The following is a 17,273-nucleotide window of genomic DNA, read 5'->3' as shown; positions in this document are numbered from 1 at the left end:
CGGACCCCTGCCCTGCGCCCGGACACCGGTGAGGGCGGGACCGGGGACCGGCTGTCGCTCCCGGTCTCCGGTCCCGCCCTGGTACTACCGGCCCACTGTCACGGGGTCCGGGTGAACACCGCCACCGTGCGGGCCGGAACGGTGAACGAGCCCGTCCCCTTCGCGTAGGAGGAGGACTTGACGACGGAGTCCGAGCCCTTCGCCTGCACCGGGTGCAGCTTGTAGGCGGTCCCGGCCAGGGAACCGACGGTCTGCTCCTGCTTCTCGGGGGTCGCGTTGAAGACGATCACGAGATCACCGAGACGCAGGGTGATCACCCCGGGGGTCTCCTCCTTCCCCGACAGCGGGAAGGAGAGCTTCGACTGCACCTGCCCAGCCGTGGAGAGCGAGAAGACCTTCTCGCTCGTACGGATCCGCTGGAGGTCCTGGAAGGCGGCCGAGGTGCCGTCGATCTGGTTGCAGCCCACCTTGACCGAGGTCAGCAGCGGTGTGGCGTAAGGCCACTTGGAGGTGTTGTCGGCGGCCATGGGCAGCCCGCGCCCGAATCCGTTCCCGTCCTGGCAGTTCCAGTGGATGGCGTTGAACCAGTCACCGCTGTCGAAGGAGTTGCGGTCGAGGGACTTGGAGCGCAGCAGGTCGGAGCCGGCCTGGGAGAGGGACGGACCCTGCGAGAGGGTGGCCGTCGCCATCGCCAGGACCTGCATCCGGGCCCGGTCGGCGGCGCTCGTCGTCGCGGGCAGCTTGTACGTCAGCGCGTCGTACAGGGACTCGTTGTCGTGCGCGTCGGCGTACGCGAGCGCGTCACCCGGCGCGGCCGCGTAGCCGGCGGGCTGGCCGTTGTAGTCGACCTCGGAGCCCTTGACCTCCTTGCCGGCGGAGTCGGTGAAGTGGAACGCGGCCAGGTTGCCGCTCAGGCCGACCTCGATGAGGTCCTGGTAGTGCAGCAGCCGGGCCTTCTGCTCGGCCGGAGTGCCGTTGGCGGTCGAGGAGTTGGGGTCGGTGTACAGGCCCGAGGCGAAGCCCTGGACGCCGGGGTCGGAGTCGAAGGGGCTGCCGCCGCGGACGGCGTCGCGGGATCGGTCGGAGAAGGTCGCGATCCCCGTCCCGGCCATGTTCTTCTGGGTGGCCTGGACGAACCGGGCGTCGTCGGCGACCTCGCCGAAGTTCCAGCCCTCGCCGTACAGGATGATCTTCTTGCCGTCGACGCCGTCCTTCGCGGGGGTGAGCCCGTCGAGGGCCTTCCTGACCGCGAGGATGTTGGCCTTGGGCTGGTGCCCCATGAGGTCGAAGCGGAAGCCGTCGACCTTGTACTCCTTGGCCCAGGTGACGATCGAGTCCACCACCAGCTTGCCCATCATGGCGTTCTCGGTGGCCGTGTTGGAGCAGCAGGTGGAGTTGGCCACGCTGCCGTCGGCGAGCAGCCGCTGGTAGTAGCCGGGGACGACCTTGTCGAGGACGCTGGTGTCGGCCTGGCCGCTCGCGGCGGTGTGGTTGTAGACCACGTCCATGACGACGCGAAGGCCGTCCTGGTTCAGGGACTTGACCATCTTGCGGAACTCGACCGTGCGCCCGGTGCCGTCGGGGTCGGTGGCGTAGGAGCCCTCGGGAACCGTGTAGTGGTACGGGTCGTAGCCCCAGTTGTAGGCGTCCTTGGCGGCGGTCTTCGCCACGCACTCCTGCTGCTTCTGGGAGTCGGCGGCGTAGGAGGCGAGATCGCAGTCGGTGCGCTGCTGGTCGGCCTTCTTCTCGGGGATGGTGGCGATGTCGAACGCGGGCAGCAGGTGCACGTACGAGGTGCCGGACGCGGCCAGCTTCCTCAGGTGCTTCGAGCCGTCGCTGTTCTTGTCGGTGAAGGCGAGGTAGGTGCCCTGGTCCTTCGCGGGGACGGTCTTGTCCGCCACCGAGAAGTCCCGGATGTGCAGTTCCTGGATCTGCGCGTCCCGCAGCGGTACGGCCTCGGGCTTCTTGAGCGAGGACCAGCCGGACGGGGCGAGGGACTTGGCATCCAGGTCGACGACCAGGCTGCGCTCCGAGTTCGCGGTCAGGGCCACCGAGTACGGGTCGGTCACCTTGTTGGTGACGATCTTCCGGACGGTCGGCGCCCACACCTTGACGACGTAGCGGTAGGGCTTGTTCGTCCAGGACTTCTTGCCGGTCACGGACCAGACGCCGGTGGCGTCGTCGCGCCGCATGGCGACGGTGGAGCCGTCGAGGTCGAGGTGCACCGACTGGGCGGTCGGGGCCCACACGGACAGGGTGGGAACGCCGTGGTGGAAGACCGGCCCGAGGTGCGCCTTCGTCGCGGGGTACAGGTCGTCGAGGACGCCGGCGATCTGCACGCCGGTCGCCGCGAGCACGGCGCCGTTCGCGGCACGTTGCGAGGCGACGAGCTGGCCGCCGAGTGCCGAGCGCACCCGGGCGCGGTCGCGCGGGTCGACGGACCAGGCGGTGTACGTCTTCAGGTAGGGGAACTTCGCCTTCTGGGCGTCGGTGAGGGTGGTCTTCTCCAGCCGCAGCCAGCGCTCGTCGTCGCTGGTGAGGCCGCCGTCCTTGACGGCGATGGAGCCGTCGTGGGAGGAGAGGAGCTGGGTGGACACGGCGGCGTCGGAGCCGTTCCAGGCGACCGTGTCCCGGTCGATCCAGACCGCCTTGGAGGTGGTCAGGTCGAGCGCGGCCGCGCTGCCCGCGGGCTGCGGCAACAGGTACTTCTCCTGGCCGTTCAGCAGCCACACCTCGTGGCCGTTCGCCGTGAGGTCCAGCGACTGGTCGGTGGGCAGGTCCTTGTCGTCGCCCTTGTGGAGGATGTAGCTGAGGCTGGTCGCGCCCTCGGCGAGCGGCACCTCGTAGACGGCGCCGTAGGCGTCGGTCCGCACCGGCTCCAGGGGCTTCGTCCAGTCCGTGGGCGTCGCGGCCCCGGTCCACACGTGCAGACCCCAGCCGGCGTAGTCGCCGTCGGCACGGTGGTAGTGGACGACGGCCTTGGTCTTGTCCTGGGCGGGCAGGTCGGGCTGCTCGGTGAGGACGGTGTCCTTGCCCTGCTCGACCCAGACCTCGCCGGTCTTCGTGACGTCGATCGTGCGGTCGCTCGCGACGTCCTTGTTGCCGTCCTTGTCGATGACCAGGAAGCCCACGCTGGAGGCTCCGGGCTTCAGCTTCACGTAGGCGAAGGCGCCGTAGGCGTCCCGGCCGACGAAGTCGTGTCCGGCCGGCCAGGTGGTGGACTCGCCGTCGGCGATGTCGCCCCAGGCGTACAGGCGCCAGTCGGTGTAGTCGCCGTCGGTCCGCTTGTAGTGGACGACCGCGTAGTCGCGGGAGGAGGCGGCCGGGATCTCCGCGGCGGGGACGGTGCCGGTGGTGGACTCCGCCGTCGCGCTCGCCGTGTGACCGGCCGAGTCGATGACGACGGCCTTGTAGCGCAGGGCGGTTCCGGCCGGTACGTCCTTGCCGATGGCCTGGGTGACCTTGTACGGGGCGTGGTCGGCGGAGCCGAGGGTGTGCCAGGTGCCGTTGCCGGTCTGGGCGGCGAAGACGACCCGGTCGAGCTGTCCGCCGGTGACGTCCGCCGACAGCTCGACGGTGCCGGTGGCGCCCGCGGCGGGGGCCTTCAGCGTCAGCGTCGGCTTGGTCGCGGGGGCGGCGAGCCGGCCCGCGGCCTTGAGGACGATCGCCGAACCGGCCGGGACGGTGACGGTGACCTTCTTGTCCGCGTCGCTCTTCACCGAGGCGGACGTTCCGTATACGGCGCGGAAGTCCATGTCCGCCGAACCCGTCGCGAACGTGGCCGACTTCGCCTCGTCGGCGTTGTTCAGGGCGACGACGTACTCGGTGCCGGTCTTCGCGTCCGTGCGGGAGAAGGCGTACACACCGGCGCCGTCCGCGGCGTACCGCTCGGTCTGGACTCCGTCGGCGAGGGCCGGGTTCTCCTTGCGCAGCTTGGAGAGAGCGCTGATCTCGTCGTAGAGCGGTGCGCTCGTGTCGTACGCGTCGCTGGCGTGCGTCCGGTCGGTGCCGATCTCGTCGTCGTCGAGGTAGTCGGCGACCTTGGAGGCGAACATCGTCTGGCGGGCGTCCTTGTCACCGCCGGAACCGGTGAAGCCCTGCTCGTCGCCGTAGTAGACGACGGGGTTGCCGCGGCTGAGGAACATCAGCTCGTTGGCCAGCTTGTCCTTCTTCAGCAACTGGGCGTCGGTCGCCTTGGGGTTGTCCTGGTTCAGGAAGTACCCGATGCGGCCCATGTCGTGGTTGCCGAGGAAGGTGACCTGCTCGTAGGCGTTGGCCTTGTCGGTCGTGTACTTGTAGTCGTCCGCGAACAGGGACGCGAGCTTCTGCGCGCTGCCGCCCTGCGAGGCGTACGTGCGGGCCGCGTCCTGGAAGGGGAAGTCGAGGGTGGCGTCGAGGCGGCCCTGCGTGACGTACGGCGAGGTGATCGACGTGTCGGCGGAGTAGACCTCGCCGAACATGAAGAAGTTCCTGCGCCCGTGCTTGGCGGCGTACGCGTCGAGGGCGGTCGCCCACTGCGTCCAGAACTCCATGTTCACGTGCTTCACGGTGTCGATCCGGAAGCCGTCGATGCCGAAGTCCTTCACCCACCGCTCGTAGATCTTCTCCATGCCGCTGACGACCTCGGGACGCTCGGTCCACAGGTCGTCGAGGCCGGAGAAGTCGCCGTACGTGGTGGACTCACCGGCGTAGGTGGAGTCTCCGCGGTTGGAGTACATCGTCGTGTCGTTGAGCCACGACGGGACCTTCACGTTCTTCTTCGCGGCGGGAACCGTCGGCGTCCGGGGGAAGGAGCCGGTGCCCACGGAGGGGAACGAGCGGCTGCCGTCGGCGTAGTCCGCGTCGTCGAACGGCTTCCCGTCCTTGGTGAGATACGGGAAGGCGCCCTTGGAGAGGTAGTTGTAGGACTGCTCCTTGTAGTCGACGACATCGGCCGTGTGGTTGGTGATGACGTCGAAGAAGACCTTCATGCCCTTGGCGTGGGCCTTGGAGATCAGGGTCGACAGGTCCTTGTTGGTGCCGAAGTGCGGGTCGACCTTGGTGAAGTCCGTGATCCAGTAGCCGTGGTAGCCGGCCGAGGCGTCCTTGCCGGTGCCCTGGACCGGCTGGTTCTTGAAGATCGGCGCCATCCAGATGGCGGTGGTGCCGAGGCCCTTGATGTAGTCGAGCCGCTTCGTCAGGCCCTTGAGGTCACCGCCCTGGTAGAAGCCCTTGTCGGTGGGGTCGTAGCCGGTCGACAGGCGGGAACCGGTCAGTCCGCCCTCGTCGTTGGACGTGTCGCCGTTGGCGAAGCGGTCCGGCATCACGAAGTAGAACTGGTCACGGGTGGAGTCGTGCCGCGTCGGCTCGGCGGCGAGCTTCGCGTCCGACGGCGGTGCGGGCGGGGTCTGGGCCCGCGCCGCGATGGGTTGCGCAAGCGATACGGCCAGTGCGGCGGCGAGGACGGCTGCGCGCAGCCTGGGGCGGCCGATGCGGCTCGCCGCCCCTCTCGGTATCAGGTCCACAGCTGTGAACTCCTAGCGATTACGGCGTACTCGGGTCCGACCCCGCGCAGCGTTTCGGCCACGATGCCGAACGCCCGCGTGACCGTATCGCTCACGCAAGGTTTACAGCAAGAGTCTTGCAACGTGCGGAAAGACTTTTCAGCAGCTGGACTTGCCCGCGTAGATGGCAAGGGCCGTGTTGGCACCCAGCGTCGCCGTGAACTGGCCTGAACTGTTCACCGTGACACTGGTGTTGTTCTGGACGTTGCAGTAGGTCCCCGCGGCGAGCGAGGTGCTATACGTCCGGCTCAGCGAGGACGTCTCGTGGTTGATGGCCACGAAGCCCTGGCTGCCACGGCCGAAGGCGATGGCGTCACCGCCGTTGTCCCACCAGTTGCTGAGGGCCTGCCCGCGGGTGGCGTTGCGGAAGGCGACCATCGACTTGATCTCCGGCCAGGCGTGCTGGCACTTCCACCCGTCCTGCCAACAGGCATTGACGGTACCGCCGTTGGGCGGTCCGGCGTCCGCGTCGGACCACTCGTAGCCGGAGTTGATGTCGGGGGCGCCGTAGGGGTACGCGAGCATGAAGACGTTGGCGAGCGTGTAGTTCGCCCCGTCCTTGTAGTTGAGCGTCGAGCCGTTGCGCTCGGTGTCGTGGTTGTCGACGAAGACGGCCGCGACCGAGCTGCTCATGTAGCCCCAGCCCTCGCCGTAGTTCTTCAGGTAGGCGAGGTTCTCGTTGTTGAAGACCCGCTTGAGGTCGTAGGCATAGCGGAACTCCTGGACGTCGCCGTTGCCGGTGTACTCGGTGGGCTGGACGGCCTCGCCCGAGCCGTAGATGACCTCCTGCTTCCAGTAGACGGACGGATTGCTCAGCCGGGACTTGATGTTGGCCAGGTCGGCCGCAGGGATGTGCTTGGCGGCGTCGATGCGGAACCCGTCGACGCCGTAGCCGAGGAGGGTGTTCATGTAGCCGGCGATGGTCGCCCGGACGTACTCCTCACCGGTGTCCAGGTCGGCGAGACCGACGAGTTCGCAGTTCTGGACGTTGGCGCGGTTGGTGTAGTCGCTGATGGTGGCCGTGCAGTCGTCCATGTCGGCGGACGAGTAGAGGCCCGGGTAGTTGTACTTCGTGTACGAAGAGCCGCCGGTGCCGGTGCCGGATCCGGCGGACATGTGGTTGATGACGGTGTCCGTCACGACCTTCACACCGGCCGCGTGACAGGTGCTGACCATGTTCTTGAAGGAGGTGGCGTCGCCGAGCCGGCCGGCGATCTTGTAGCTCACGGGCTGGTACGAGGTCCACCACTGCGAGCCCTGTATGTGCTCGGCGGGCGGGGACACCTGGACGTAGCCGTATCCGGCGGGGCCCAGCGTGCTGGTGCATTCCTTGGCGACCGAGTCGAATTTCCACTCGAACAGGACGGCGGTGACGTCCTTGGTGCCGGGCGGCGAGGCCGCCGCCGAGCCGGGGGGAACGGTCACCGAGACCGCCAGGCCCGCCACGAGGGCGAACGAGGCGGCAAGCGTTTTCCTTGCCATGTGTGGGTACTCCTGCACTTCGTCGTGCGGGTGGGGGGATCGGAACGTACCGCTTGCAATCAAGTTTCAGCAAGATGTCGAAAGAACTTCCAACTCCCTTATTGACGCGCCCCCTTCAGGGGTCCCACGCTCCACACGGGTCGGCTCGCCGCGCCCCGCGGACGTGCCGACCGGATCCGGAGAGGAGCCGAACCCCCGATGGCTTTACGACGAAGAAGGGTTTCCCGACTGCTGGTGACCGTCGCGCTGGCGCTCGGCGGACTGGCCGCGCTGCCCGCCCAGCAGGCAGCGGCGGCGGACACCGGTGTAGCCAACGGCGATGTGATCGCCAACCTGTGGGAATGGAACTGGAAGTCGGTCGCGTCCGAGTGTACGAACGTCCTCGACCCGGCCGGGTACGGAGCGGTCCAGGTGGCCCCGCCCGCCGAGTCGCTGAAGCAGTCCAACTACTACTGGTGGGACGTCTATCAGCCCTACTCCTACAACCTGAACAGCCGCTTCGGCACGGCGGCGGGCTTCAAGGCCATGGTCGACACGTGTCACGCGGCCGGCATCAAGGTCTACACCGACGCGGTGATCAACCACACCGCCGCGCAGACCGGCACCGGCTACAACGGAACGGTCATCACCAACAAGTACGACACCCCGGACTACGACCCGGCCGACAGCGACGACTGCACCACGACGATCACCGACTGGACCAACCGCTACCAGGTCCAGCACTGCGAACTGCTCGGCCTGCCCGACCTGGACACCGCCGAGAGCGGCGTCCGCACGAAGATCACCGGATTTCTGAACCAGCAGATCGACCTGGGCGTCGACGGCTTCCGGATCGACGCGGCCAAGCACATCGAGGCCGCCGACCTGAGCGCCATCGTCGCCGGACTGCACACCACGACCTCGGGCTCGGCGCCGTACATCACCCAAGAGGTCTACCCCGGCACCCCGCCCTCGACCGACGAGTACTACGGCACCGGTGACGTCCTCGACTTCACCTTCGCCTCGCAGATCAAGGCCCAGTTCCAGGGCGACATCACCAACCTGTCGAGCTTCGGGAGCAGTTGGGGACTGGCCGCCGAGGCGAACTCCAACACCTTCGTCACCAACCACGACACCGAGCGCAACGGCTACTCCCTCAGCTACAAGGACGGCGCCACCGCCGTGCTCGCCAACGTCTTCCAGCTGGCGCGCGGTTACGGCAGGCCGTCCGTCTACGCCGGCTGGACCTTCAGCCAGAGCGACCAGGCCCCGCCGAACTCGGGCGGCGGCTTCGTCACCGACACCGACTGCGCCTCCGGCTGGTACTGCCTGGACCGCGACACCGCGGTCTCCGGCATGATCGGCTGGCACAACGCGGCCGCCGGGTACTCCGTGGCCAACTGGCAGTCCCCCGCGTCCAATGTGATCGGCTTCGGCCGGGGCGGCGCCGGGTTCGTGGCCATCAACAACAGCTCGGGCGCCAACACGTACACGTACACGACCGGTCTCGCCGACGGCACCTACCCGAACGTGATCGACGGCGGTGCCACCTCGGTCACGGTCACCGGCGGCAAGGCCTCACTGACCGTGCCCGCCAAGGGCGCCGTCGCGTTCTACGACCCGGCCTACGTCTGCACCGTCGACTGCGGTGGCGGCGGCGGTGGCGGCACCGATCCGGGCACGGTCACGGCCACGTTCGGCGAGTACGCGTCGACCGGCTCCGGAACGAACGTGTACGTGGTCGGTTCGGTGGCCGCGCTGGGCGGCTGGAACACGGCGAGCGCGGTGAAGCTGTCCTCGTCCGGCTATCCGGTCTGGAAGACGGACGTCCCGGTGCCGGCGAACAGCACGATCACGTACAAGTACATCAAGAAGGACTCCTCGGGGAACGTCACCTGGGAGTCCAACGCCAACCGGACCCTCACCACCGGCACGGCGGCCGTCGCGGCCGACAACTCCTGGAACGTGGCCGACGCCGACGCGACGGACCTGACCTTCGGAGTGACCGCGACCACCGTCTACGGCACCAACGTGTACGTCGTCGGGTCGGTCCCCTCGCTCGGCTCCTGGAACACCGCCGACGCGATCCCGCTGTCCTCGGCGTCGTACCCGTACTGGGGCCGGCCGGTGATCGTGCCCAAGTCGACGTCGTTCACGTACAAGTACATCAAGAAGGACGCCTCGGGCGCGGTGACCTGGGAGTCCGGGGACAACCGGGCCTACACCACCGGCTCGGGCGCCGCGTACTCGGTCGGCGACACCTGGAAGTAAGGGGCCGCACACGGAAGCGGTGCTCCGGCCGTCAGGTCCCGGAGCACCGCTCTCGCACGGGTCGGGCCGGCCAACAGGTGAAGGGTGCTCCGGCGGTCAGGACCGGAGCACCACTCACGCCAAGGCCGGGACGCCCGGCAGGCGAGCGGTGCTCCGGTGGTCAGGACCGGAGCACCGCTCACGTGTGGGTCAGACCGCCCACCACACGGTCGTGTCGGCGGGCAGCTTCGCCTCGCCGTCCTGCGACAGGGTCACCTCGCCGCTGGCGACGAGCACCCGGCCGTGGGCGGGGACGGTCACGGCCTCGCTCCCGGTGTTCGCGGTGCAGACGAACTCGCCGCGCCGGAAGGCGAGAACGCCCTCCGGGGCCGTCAGCCAGGTGACGGTGTCGCCCGCGCCGAGGTCGGCGCGCTCGCGCCGGACGGCGAGCGCGTCGCGGTACAGCTCCAGGGTGGAACCCGCCACGCCGGTCTGGGCCTCGACACTCAGCTCGGCCCACTCGGCGGGCTGCGGCAGCCAGCTTCCGCCGTCGCCGAAGCCGTACGACGAGCCGGCGCGGGTCCACGGGATCGGCACCCGGCAGCCGTCACGGAAGCCGTCCTGTCCCGCGCCCCGGAAGAAGGCGGGGTCCTGGCGCGCCTCGTCCGGCAGGTCGACGACGTCGGGCAGGCCGAGCTCCTCGCCCTGGTAGACGTAGGCGGAGCCGGGCAGGGCCAGCATCAGCAGGCTCGCCGCGCGGGCCCGGCGCAGACCGAGCTCCCGGTCGCCCGCGGTGCGGATCTGGGTGCCGAGGCCGGCCTCGTTGGCGAACCGGGTGGCGTGCCGGGTCACATCGTGGTTGGACAGCACCCAGGTGGAGGGGGCGCCGACCGGGCGCATCGCGTCGAGCGTGCGGTCGATCACGGAGCGCAGCTCCGCCGCGTCCCAATGGGTGCCCAGGTACTGGAAGTTGAAGGCCTGGTGCAGCTCGTCGGGGCGCACGTAGTTGGCGGTGCGCTCGATCGTGGGCGTCCACGCCTCGGCGACGAAGATACGCTCGCCCGAGTACTCGTCGAGGATCGTGCGCCACTGCCGGTAGATGTCGTGCACGCCGTCCTGGTCGAAGAACGGCATGACATCGTTGCCCAGCAGTTTCAGCTGGTCGTGGTCGCCGAGGTCGGGCAGACCCTCCGCCTTGACCATGCCGTGCGCGACGTCGATACGGAAGCCGTCGACGCCCATGTCCAGCCAGAACCGCAGGATCGAGCGGAACTCGTCACCCACGGCCGGGTGTTCCCAGTTGAAGTCGGGCTGCTCGGGCGCGAAGAGGTGCAGGTACCACTCGCCCGCGGTGCCGTCCGGCTCGGTGACCCGGGTCCAGGCCGGGCCGCCGAAGATGGACTCCCAGTCGTTGGGCGGCAGTTCGCCGTTCTCGCCCTTGCCCGGCTTGAAGTGGTAGCGGTCGCGCAGTGAGGAGCCGGGGCCCTCGCGCAGCGCGCGCTTGAACCACTCGTGCTGGTCCGAGGAGTGGTTGGGCACGAGGTCGACGATGATCCGCAGGCCCAGGCCGTGGGCGTCGCGGATCAGCGCGTCGGCGTCCAGCAGGTTGCCGAACATCGGGTCGACGGCCCGGTAGTCCGCCACGTCGTAGCCGGCGTCGGCCTGCGGCGAGGCGTAGAAGGGGCTGAGCCACACGGCGTCGACGCCGAGGTCGCGCAGGTACGGGAGTCGGGAACGTACGCCCTCCAGGTCGCCCATGCCGTCGCCGTTGCTGTCGGCGAAGCTGCGCGGATAGACCTGGTAGATCACCGCGTCGCGCCACCAGTCGCGATGCGCGGCGACGGTGGCGAGAACGGAGTTCGGGGCCTGGTCGGCGGAGTGCTGGCTCATGGCGTCCTTGATGCGATGAGGGTCCCCGTGTCCGAGCGCGGTCGGGCGTGGGGAGGAATTCGGCTGTGGGGGCAGACCCCTGCTCACGCGAGGCCGGGAGCACGGGGCGAGAGGCTTCGGGGCGAGGGGTGTCGGGGCAGAGGAATGAGGCGGCCGCGGTACCGGCGGGGTCGGATGGGCACCGCAGCCGCCACCCGCGCGCTTGGAGCGCGCGGGAGTCTTCGGGCGTTCTGGGGGCGTCCTTACGGATCAGCCCTTCGTGCCGCCCGCGGTGAGTCCGGTCACCAGGTTCTTCTGCACCAGGTAGAAGAAGAGGGAGACGGGTATCGCGACCAGCACGGCGGTGGCCGCCATGAGGTTGCGCTGCGCGTCGTGCTCGCTGACGAAGCTCTGGAGTCCGACGGCGAAGGTGTACTTCGAGTCGTCCAGCATGAACGTCGAGGCGAAGGCGACCTCACCGAACGCGGTGATGAAGTTGTAGAAGGCGGCCACCGCGAGGCCCGGCTTGGCGAGCGGCAGGATCAGCCGGAAGAAGGTGCCGAAGGGGCTCAGTCCGTCGACGCGGCCGGCCTCGTCGATCTCGAACGGGATGGTGTCGAAGTAGCCCTTGAGCAGCCAGGCGCTGTAGGGCACCGCCGTCGAGCAGTAGACGAGGATCAGGCCGAAGTACGAGTCGATGAGCTGGAGGTCCGAGAGGATCTGGTACATCGGCACGATCAGCACGGCGATCGGGAACATCTGGGTGACCAGCAGGACCCACATGAACTTCTTGTAGCCGGGGAAGCGCATGCGTGAGACCGCGTAGCCGGTGGTGGCGGCGACCATCACGCCGATGACCGTGGTGCCGAGCGACACGATGAGCGAACTCTTCATCCACTCGAAGAAGTTCGTGTGCTGGAGCACGAAGGAGTAGTTGCCGAACGTCATCGTGTGCCAGATGCGTCCGGGGTGCAGGTAGTCGTCCTCGCCCGGTCCCAGGGACAGGAAGACGAGCCAGGCGATCGGGAACAGCGCGACCAGGCTCGCGAAGGTCAGGATGCCGTGCGAGGCGAGGCTGCCTGCGAGGCCGCGCCGGCCGCGCTTGCGCGCCGGGCGGGGCGGCTCGTCGTTACCGGGAGCCTGCTCGGCCGGAGGCGTCTGAAGTGTGGTGGTGCTCATGGAGACTCCTGCCTCAGATCGCGAGCTGCTGGTCATTGCGGTTCAGCCAGCGGCGGTAGAAGGAGGTGAAGACGATCAGGATGGCCAGCAGCAGCATGCCGTAGGCCGCCGACTGGGCGAAGTCACGCGGCTGCTGTCCGAAGCCGAGGTAGTAGGCCCAGGTGACGAGGATCTGCGCGTCCGGCGCGGTGTTGCCGAACAGCAGGAAGATCACGGCGAACTGGTTGAAGGTCCAGATGATGCCGAGGAGCACGACGGTGGAGCTGACCGAACGCAGGCCCGGGAGGGTCACGTAGCGGAACTGCTGCCAGGCGTTCGCGCCGTCCATCTCGGCGGCCTCGTACAGCGTGCCGTCGATGGACTGGAGTCCCCCGAGCAGCGAGACCATCATGAACGGCACACCGCACCAGGTGTTGACCATGATGGCGGCGAAGCGCTGCCAGAAGGTGTCCTCCAGCCACGCCGGGGCCGGCAGGTGCACCGCGTGGAGCATGGAGTCGATGATCCCGCCGTCCGCGAGCATGAAGCGCCAGCCGAAGACGGTCACGAAGGTCGGCACGGCCCAGGGCAGCACCAGGATCAGCCGGTAGAACGTACGGCCGCACAGCTTCTGGTTGAGCAGCAGCGCGAGACCCAGGCCGATGCAGTAGTGCAGGGCGACACAGATGACGGTCCAGGCGATGGTCCAGATGAAGTGCGACCAGAAGCGGTCGTACGACGTCGGACCCCACAGGATGTCCTTGTAGTTGTCCAGGCCGATGAACTTGTAGGTGGCGTCGATGTGGTTGACGCCGATCGTGCGGGCCGAGTTGAGGCTGTTGGCGTCCGTGAGCGTCAGATAGAGGCCCCGAACCAGCGGATAGAGCACCAATCCGCCGAGTACGACGACGACCGGGGCGATCATCGCGTACGCGTACCAGTACTTCTGGTACGAGTGCTTGAGACGCTGCATCCGGCCGGGACGCGGTGCTCGGTCACCGCGGCGCTTGCCGGTCGCGCGGTCGATGGCGACTGTCATGGTTCGACACCTTCTGCAAGATCAGGAGTTGGGCGCACACAGCCGGTGGCCGCCGGTTCCGTTTCCCCTGTCGGGGGTCCCCCCGGCCCGACCGAAGTCGGGCCGGGGAAGGATCCGGCGGCCACACGGGCTCACTTGCTGAAGTCCGGCACCAGCTTGGCGATGGCCAGCTCGACGTTGCTCAGACCCTTGTCCAGGGACTCCTTGCCACCAGCGATCTTGGGCAGCTCGGTGTCCAGCGGGCCCCACAGCGAGCTGTACTCGGGCAGTGCCGGGCGCGGCTGGGCGGCGGAGAGGACCGTGCCGTAGCCGGCGATGCCCGGGTCGGCCTTGACGGCGTCGGTGTAGGCGTCGTCACGCGTCGGCAGCGTGGAGTTCTTCAGCGCGATGGTGGCCTGGGACTTCGCCGAGGTCATGAAGTTGACGAACTTCAGCGACGCGGCCTGGTGGGCCTTGTCCGAGCCGGCGTAGACCGAGAGGTTGTGACCGCCGGTCGGGGCGCCCGCCTTGCCGGTGGAGCCGGCCGGGACGGTGGCGATACCGAGGTTCGCCTTGTCCGAGAACGCCGAACCCTTGTAGAAGTTCGTGATCTCCCAGGGACCCTGGACGATCGCGGCGACCTTGCCGTTGACGAACGCGTCCTGGATGTGGGCGTAGGCGTCGGCGGTGGTGTCCGCCTTGTGCAGGCCCTTGCCGGCGAACAGGCCCAGCCAGGTGCCGTACGCCTTCTTCGCGGCGGGAGAGTTGACCGTGATCTTCTTGGCGGCGGCGTCGACGGTGTCGGTGCCCTCGCCGTAGAGGAAGTTCTGCGCGTAGTAGGCCTGGGTGGAGCCCCAGTAGCCGTCGACGCCGGTCTTGCCCTTGATGGTGGCCGCGTCCTTCTTCAGGTCGCTCCAGGTCTTGGGCGCCTCGGTGATGCCGGCCTTCTGGAACAGCGCCTTGTTGTAGACGAGCGCCAGGGTGTCCGTGACGAGCGGCACACCGTACGTCTTGCCGTCGTACTTGGCCTGCTCGATCAGGTTGGGCTTGAACTTGGCCTGGTCCGCGAGGGCGGCGGTGCCGTCCAGGGGCAGGAAGTAGCCCTTCTTGGCGAAGGCGGGGGTCCAGCCGACCTCGGAGCGCAGGATGTCCGGGGCGCCGGAGGCACCGGCGGCCGTGTCGAACTTGTTCTGCGCCTGGTCGAAGGGCACGTTGACGTACTTGACCTTGATGTTCTTGTTGGCGGCCTCGAACTGCTTGACCAAGGCCTGGTACGTCGGCGCCTCATTGGTGGCGTTGGACGTGTCCCACCACGTGATGGTGACGGGCCCACTGGCCTTGTCGCTGCTGTCACTGCCGCTGCCGCCGCAGGCCGTCGCCGCGAGGGCGAAAGACGCCACCAGCGCACTGGCCGCTATGCCACGCCGCATGAGTTCTCCTTGAGGGTGAAAGCCCGAGTGGGCGGAGAATCGGTCCCGCCCGATTCCCCTGCCGACTTGCCGACTGCGCCGTTGCGTCCGCCGGGCGACGTGAACGTAACAGCGTTGTAAGCGGCGCGAAAGACCTTGCAGCAAAAAAGTGCAAGAACTGGCGACAGTTACGCCCCCGTGACCTCGCGGCAGCCGTCCCGAAACCCGGTTACCAGGCCGATCAGCAGACATCCGGACCTCTGTGCAAGACTCTGCAAGCTCTTGCCATGGATGTCGCGTACGGGGATCATCGGCCCGTCAGCGCCTTGCAGGAGCCACCCCTTCCCGCGCGGCGCACGCACGGGACACCGAGCCGACCAGAACACGAGGGAGCGCGATGACGCAGCAGCCCGGAGCGGGGCGGTCAACCGCCCGCACACGGCGTCTGGTTGGTGGGCAGGGTGAGATGCGACCGGTACAGTCCAATCCTGTGACCACACGGCTTGCCGACATCGCAGCCCAGGCGGGGGTCAGTGAGGCGACCGTCAGTCGCGTCCTGAACGGGAAGCCGGGCGTCGCCGCGACCACCCGCCAGTCAGTCCTGGCCGCCCTCGACGTGCTGGGCTACGAACGCCCGGTGCGTCTGCGCCAGCGCAGCGAGGGTCTGGTGGGCCTCATAACCCCCGAGCTGGAGAACCCGATATTCCCTGCCCTCGCGCAGGTCATCGGGCAGGCCCTGACGCGCCAGGGCTACACCCCCGTCCTCGCGACCCAGACCCCGGGCGGCTCGACCGAGGACGAGCTGACCGAGATGCTGGTCGACCGCGGCGTCGCCGGCATCATCTTCGTCTCCGGCCTGCACGCCGACACCTCGGCCGACATGCAGCGGTACGAGCAACTGCGTGGCCGAGGTGTCCCGTTCGTCCTGGTCGACGGCTTTTCGCCCAAGGTGCAGGCGCCGTTCATCTCTCCGGACGACCGCGCGGCGATGGCCCTCGCGGTCACCCACCTCGCCTCGCTCGGGCACACCAGCATCGGTCTCGCCCTCGGCCCCAAGCGGTTCGTGCCGGTGCAGCGCAAGATCGAGGGCTTCGTGCGCACGATGCAGGATCAGCTGAACCTGAGCCCGGCGGACGTCGAGGAGCGACTGATCCAGCACTCGCTGTACACGCTGGAGGGCGGCCAGGCCGCCGCGAGCGCGCTCATGGACCGCGGCTGCACGGCGATCGTCTGCGCCAGCGACATGATGGCGCTCGGCGCGATACGGGCGGCGCGTCAGCGCGGCCTGGAGGTTCCCACGGACATCTCGGTCGTGGGCTTCGACGATTCGCCGCTGATCGCCTTCACCGACCCGCCGCTCACGACCGTCCGCAAGCCGGTACCGGCGATGGGCCAGGCCGCGGTGCGCACGTTGCTGGAGGAGATCGGCGGGACGCCCGCGCCGCACAGTGAGTTCGTGTTCATGCCGGAACTCGTGGTGCGGGGTTCGACCGCTTCTGCCCCTGGGGACCGAAATCGTCCCTGAGCAGGACGACAAAGGGGGCGAAGCACTCCCACAGGCGTAGAAAGTGCGGCCAGGACCCGACCAGAGCATCATCGGTGAGGGAAGGCTTTTCTGGCAGACTCTGTGCCTATGGGTGATTCGACCGTGACGACACTGGAAGGCCGGGACCAGGCCACTCCACAACCCGTCGCGGAGGAGAAGGCGGGGAACAGACTCCTGCGTCGTATGCGGGCCCCGCGTCGCCCCCGCCTCTGGTTCGAAGTCCTGCTCATCGCCATGAGCTACTGGACGTACTCGCTGATCCGCAACGCCGTGCCGGAGCAGAGACGCGAAGCGCTGCGCAACGCGGACTGGATCTGGCGGATGGAGCACCATCTCGGGGTCGCCGTCGAGGAGTCCGTCAACCACGCGGTGAACTCGGTCGGCTGGCTGATCATCGGGATGAACTACTACTACGCGACCCTGCACTTCGTGGTGACGCTGAGTGTCCTGGTCTGGCTGTACCGCTGTCATCCCGGCCGCTACGCGGCGGCCCGTCTCGCGCTCTTCGCCACCACGGCGGTGGCCCTCCTCGGCTACTACTTCTTCCCGCTCGCGCCACCGCGTCTGTTGCCCGGCGGGAACTTCGTCGACACGGTCATGGTCCACGAGACCTGGGGCTCGATGGCCTCCGGCGATCTCAAACACATGTCCAACCAGTACGCCGCGATGCCGTCGATGCACATCGGCTGGTCCCTGTGGTGCGGCCTGACCGTCCTCGCGCTGGCCAAGGCCCCCTGGGCGCGCATCCTCGGCGTCCTCTACCCGGCGGCCACCCTCCTGGTCATCGTCGCCACCGCCAACCACTTCTGGCTGGACGCGGTGGGCGGCCTGCTCTGCCTCTGCTTCGGCTTCCTGGTGGCCCGCCTGTGGTACGGATCGCTGCCGTACGCGCTGCCGCAATGGGCACCGGGGACACGCGGGGCGCCGACCCCGCCACCGGTGAAGACCTGAGCCGCATCCGGCCGTCACCTTCGGTGACGGCCGGCCCCTTTCACGCGCCCCCACACACGGTCCCTTTC

The 17,273-nt window shown here is 68.2% G+C and carries 9 protein-coding genes; 3 read left to right on the top strand and 6 right to left on the bottom strand.

Features of this window, described 5'->3' with window-relative positions; all coding sequences use genetic code 11:
- Positions 1 to 98 precede the first annotated feature (98 nt).
- The gene (pulA, locus tag OHT01_RS28155) at positions 99 to 5,498 is read right to left on the bottom strand and encodes a pullulanase-type alpha-1,6-glucosidase (RefSeq protein ID WP_443043554.1); all 5,400 of its coding nucleotides are present in this window, start codon (positions 5,496 to 5,498) and stop codon (positions 99 to 101) included.
- 144 nt (positions 5,499 to 5,642) lie between these two features.
- Positions 5,643 to 7,025: an alpha-amylase gene (locus OHT01_RS28150; RefSeq protein WP_328555902.1), complete on the bottom strand. Its 1,383-nt coding sequence runs from the start codon at positions 7,023 to 7,025 to the stop codon at positions 5,643 to 5,645.
- Between the two features lie 198 nt (positions 7,026 to 7,223).
- Between OHT01_RS28150 and OHT01_RS28145 the strand changes: the two genes are divergently transcribed.
- Positions 7,224 to 9,275: a carbohydrate-binding module family 20 domain-containing protein gene (locus OHT01_RS28145; RefSeq protein WP_328555901.1), complete on the top strand. Its 2,052-nt coding sequence runs from the start codon at positions 7,224 to 7,226 to the stop codon at positions 9,273 to 9,275.
- Positions 9,276 to 9,464: 189 nt separating this feature from the next.
- Here the strand turns inward: OHT01_RS28145 and OHT01_RS28140 are convergent, their stop codons facing one another.
- The 4 genes from OHT01_RS28140 to OHT01_RS28125 form a co-directional block, all read right to left on the bottom strand.
- Positions 9,465 to 11,144 carry a glycoside hydrolase family 13 protein gene (locus OHT01_RS28140; protein ID WP_328555900.1) on the bottom strand — a complete coding sequence of 560 codons (1,680 nt, stop codon included), beginning with the start codon at positions 11,142 to 11,144 and terminating at the stop codon, positions 9,465 to 9,467.
- Between the two features lie 249 nt (positions 11,145 to 11,393).
- Positions 11,394 to 12,302, bottom strand: a complete 909-nt coding sequence (locus OHT01_RS28135; RefSeq protein WP_328555899.1) for a sugar ABC transporter permease — start codon at positions 12,300 to 12,302, stop codon at positions 11,394 to 11,396.
- Between the two features lie 13 nt (positions 12,303 to 12,315).
- Positions 12,316 to 13,320, bottom strand: a complete 1,005-nt coding sequence (locus OHT01_RS28130) for a carbohydrate ABC transporter permease (RefSeq protein ID WP_328555898.1) — start codon at positions 13,318 to 13,320, stop codon at positions 12,316 to 12,318.
- A gap of 131 nt (positions 13,321 to 13,451) precedes the next feature.
- The gene (locus OHT01_RS28125) at positions 13,452 to 14,729 is read right to left on the bottom strand and encodes an extracellular solute-binding protein (protein WP_328555897.1); all 1,278 of its coding nucleotides are present in this window, start codon (positions 14,727 to 14,729) and stop codon (positions 13,452 to 13,454) included.
- A 469-nt stretch (positions 14,730 to 15,198) separates the two neighbouring features.
- Between OHT01_RS28125 and OHT01_RS28120 the strand changes: the two genes are divergently transcribed.
- A complete protein-coding gene (locus tag OHT01_RS28120) occupies positions 15,199 to 16,233 on the top strand; it encodes a LacI family DNA-binding transcriptional regulator (protein WP_328555896.1) in 1,035 nt (344 codons plus the stop codon).
- 108 nt (positions 16,234 to 16,341) lie between these two features.
- Entirely contained in the window at positions 16,342 to 17,205 is an 864-nt protein-coding gene (locus OHT01_RS28115) for a phosphatase PAP2 family protein (RefSeq protein WP_328555895.1), read from the top strand.
- Positions 17,206 to 17,273 lie beyond the last annotated feature (68 nt).

The organism is Streptomyces sp. NBC_00358, assembly GCF_036099295.1.
Lineage (GTDB): Bacteria > Actinomycetota > Actinomycetes > Streptomycetales > Streptomycetaceae > Streptomyces.
The sequence above is the reverse complement of the archived record's forward strand: the minus strand, read 5'-3'. Positions and strand labels throughout refer to the sequence as shown.

Coding starts and splice junctions, on each gene's coding strand:
- OHT01_RS28150 (WP_328555902.1), bottom strand. CDS start 7,025: ATGGCAAGGAAAACGCTTGCCGCCTCGTTCGCCCTCGTGGCGGGCCTG.
- OHT01_RS28145 (WP_328555901.1), top strand. CDS start 7,224: ATGGCTTTACGACGAAGAAGGGTTTCCCGACTGCTGGTGACCGTCGCG.
- OHT01_RS28140 (WP_328555900.1), bottom strand. CDS start 11,144: ATGAGCCAGCACTCCGCCGACCAGGCCCCGAACTCCGTTCTCGCCACC.
- OHT01_RS28135 (WP_328555899.1), bottom strand. CDS start 12,302: ATGAGCACCACCACACTTCAGACGCCTCCGGCCGAGCAGGCTCCCGGT.
- OHT01_RS28130 (WP_328555898.1), bottom strand. CDS start 13,320: ATGACAGTCGCCATCGACCGCGCGACCGGCAAGCGCCGCGGTGACCGA.
- OHT01_RS28125 (WP_328555897.1), bottom strand. CDS start 14,729: ATGCGGCGTGGCATAGCGGCCAGTGCGCTGGTGGCGTCTTTCGCCCTC.
- OHT01_RS28115 (WP_328555895.1), top strand. CDS start 16,342: ATGGGTGATTCGACCGTGACGACACTGGAAGGCCGGGACCAGGCCACT.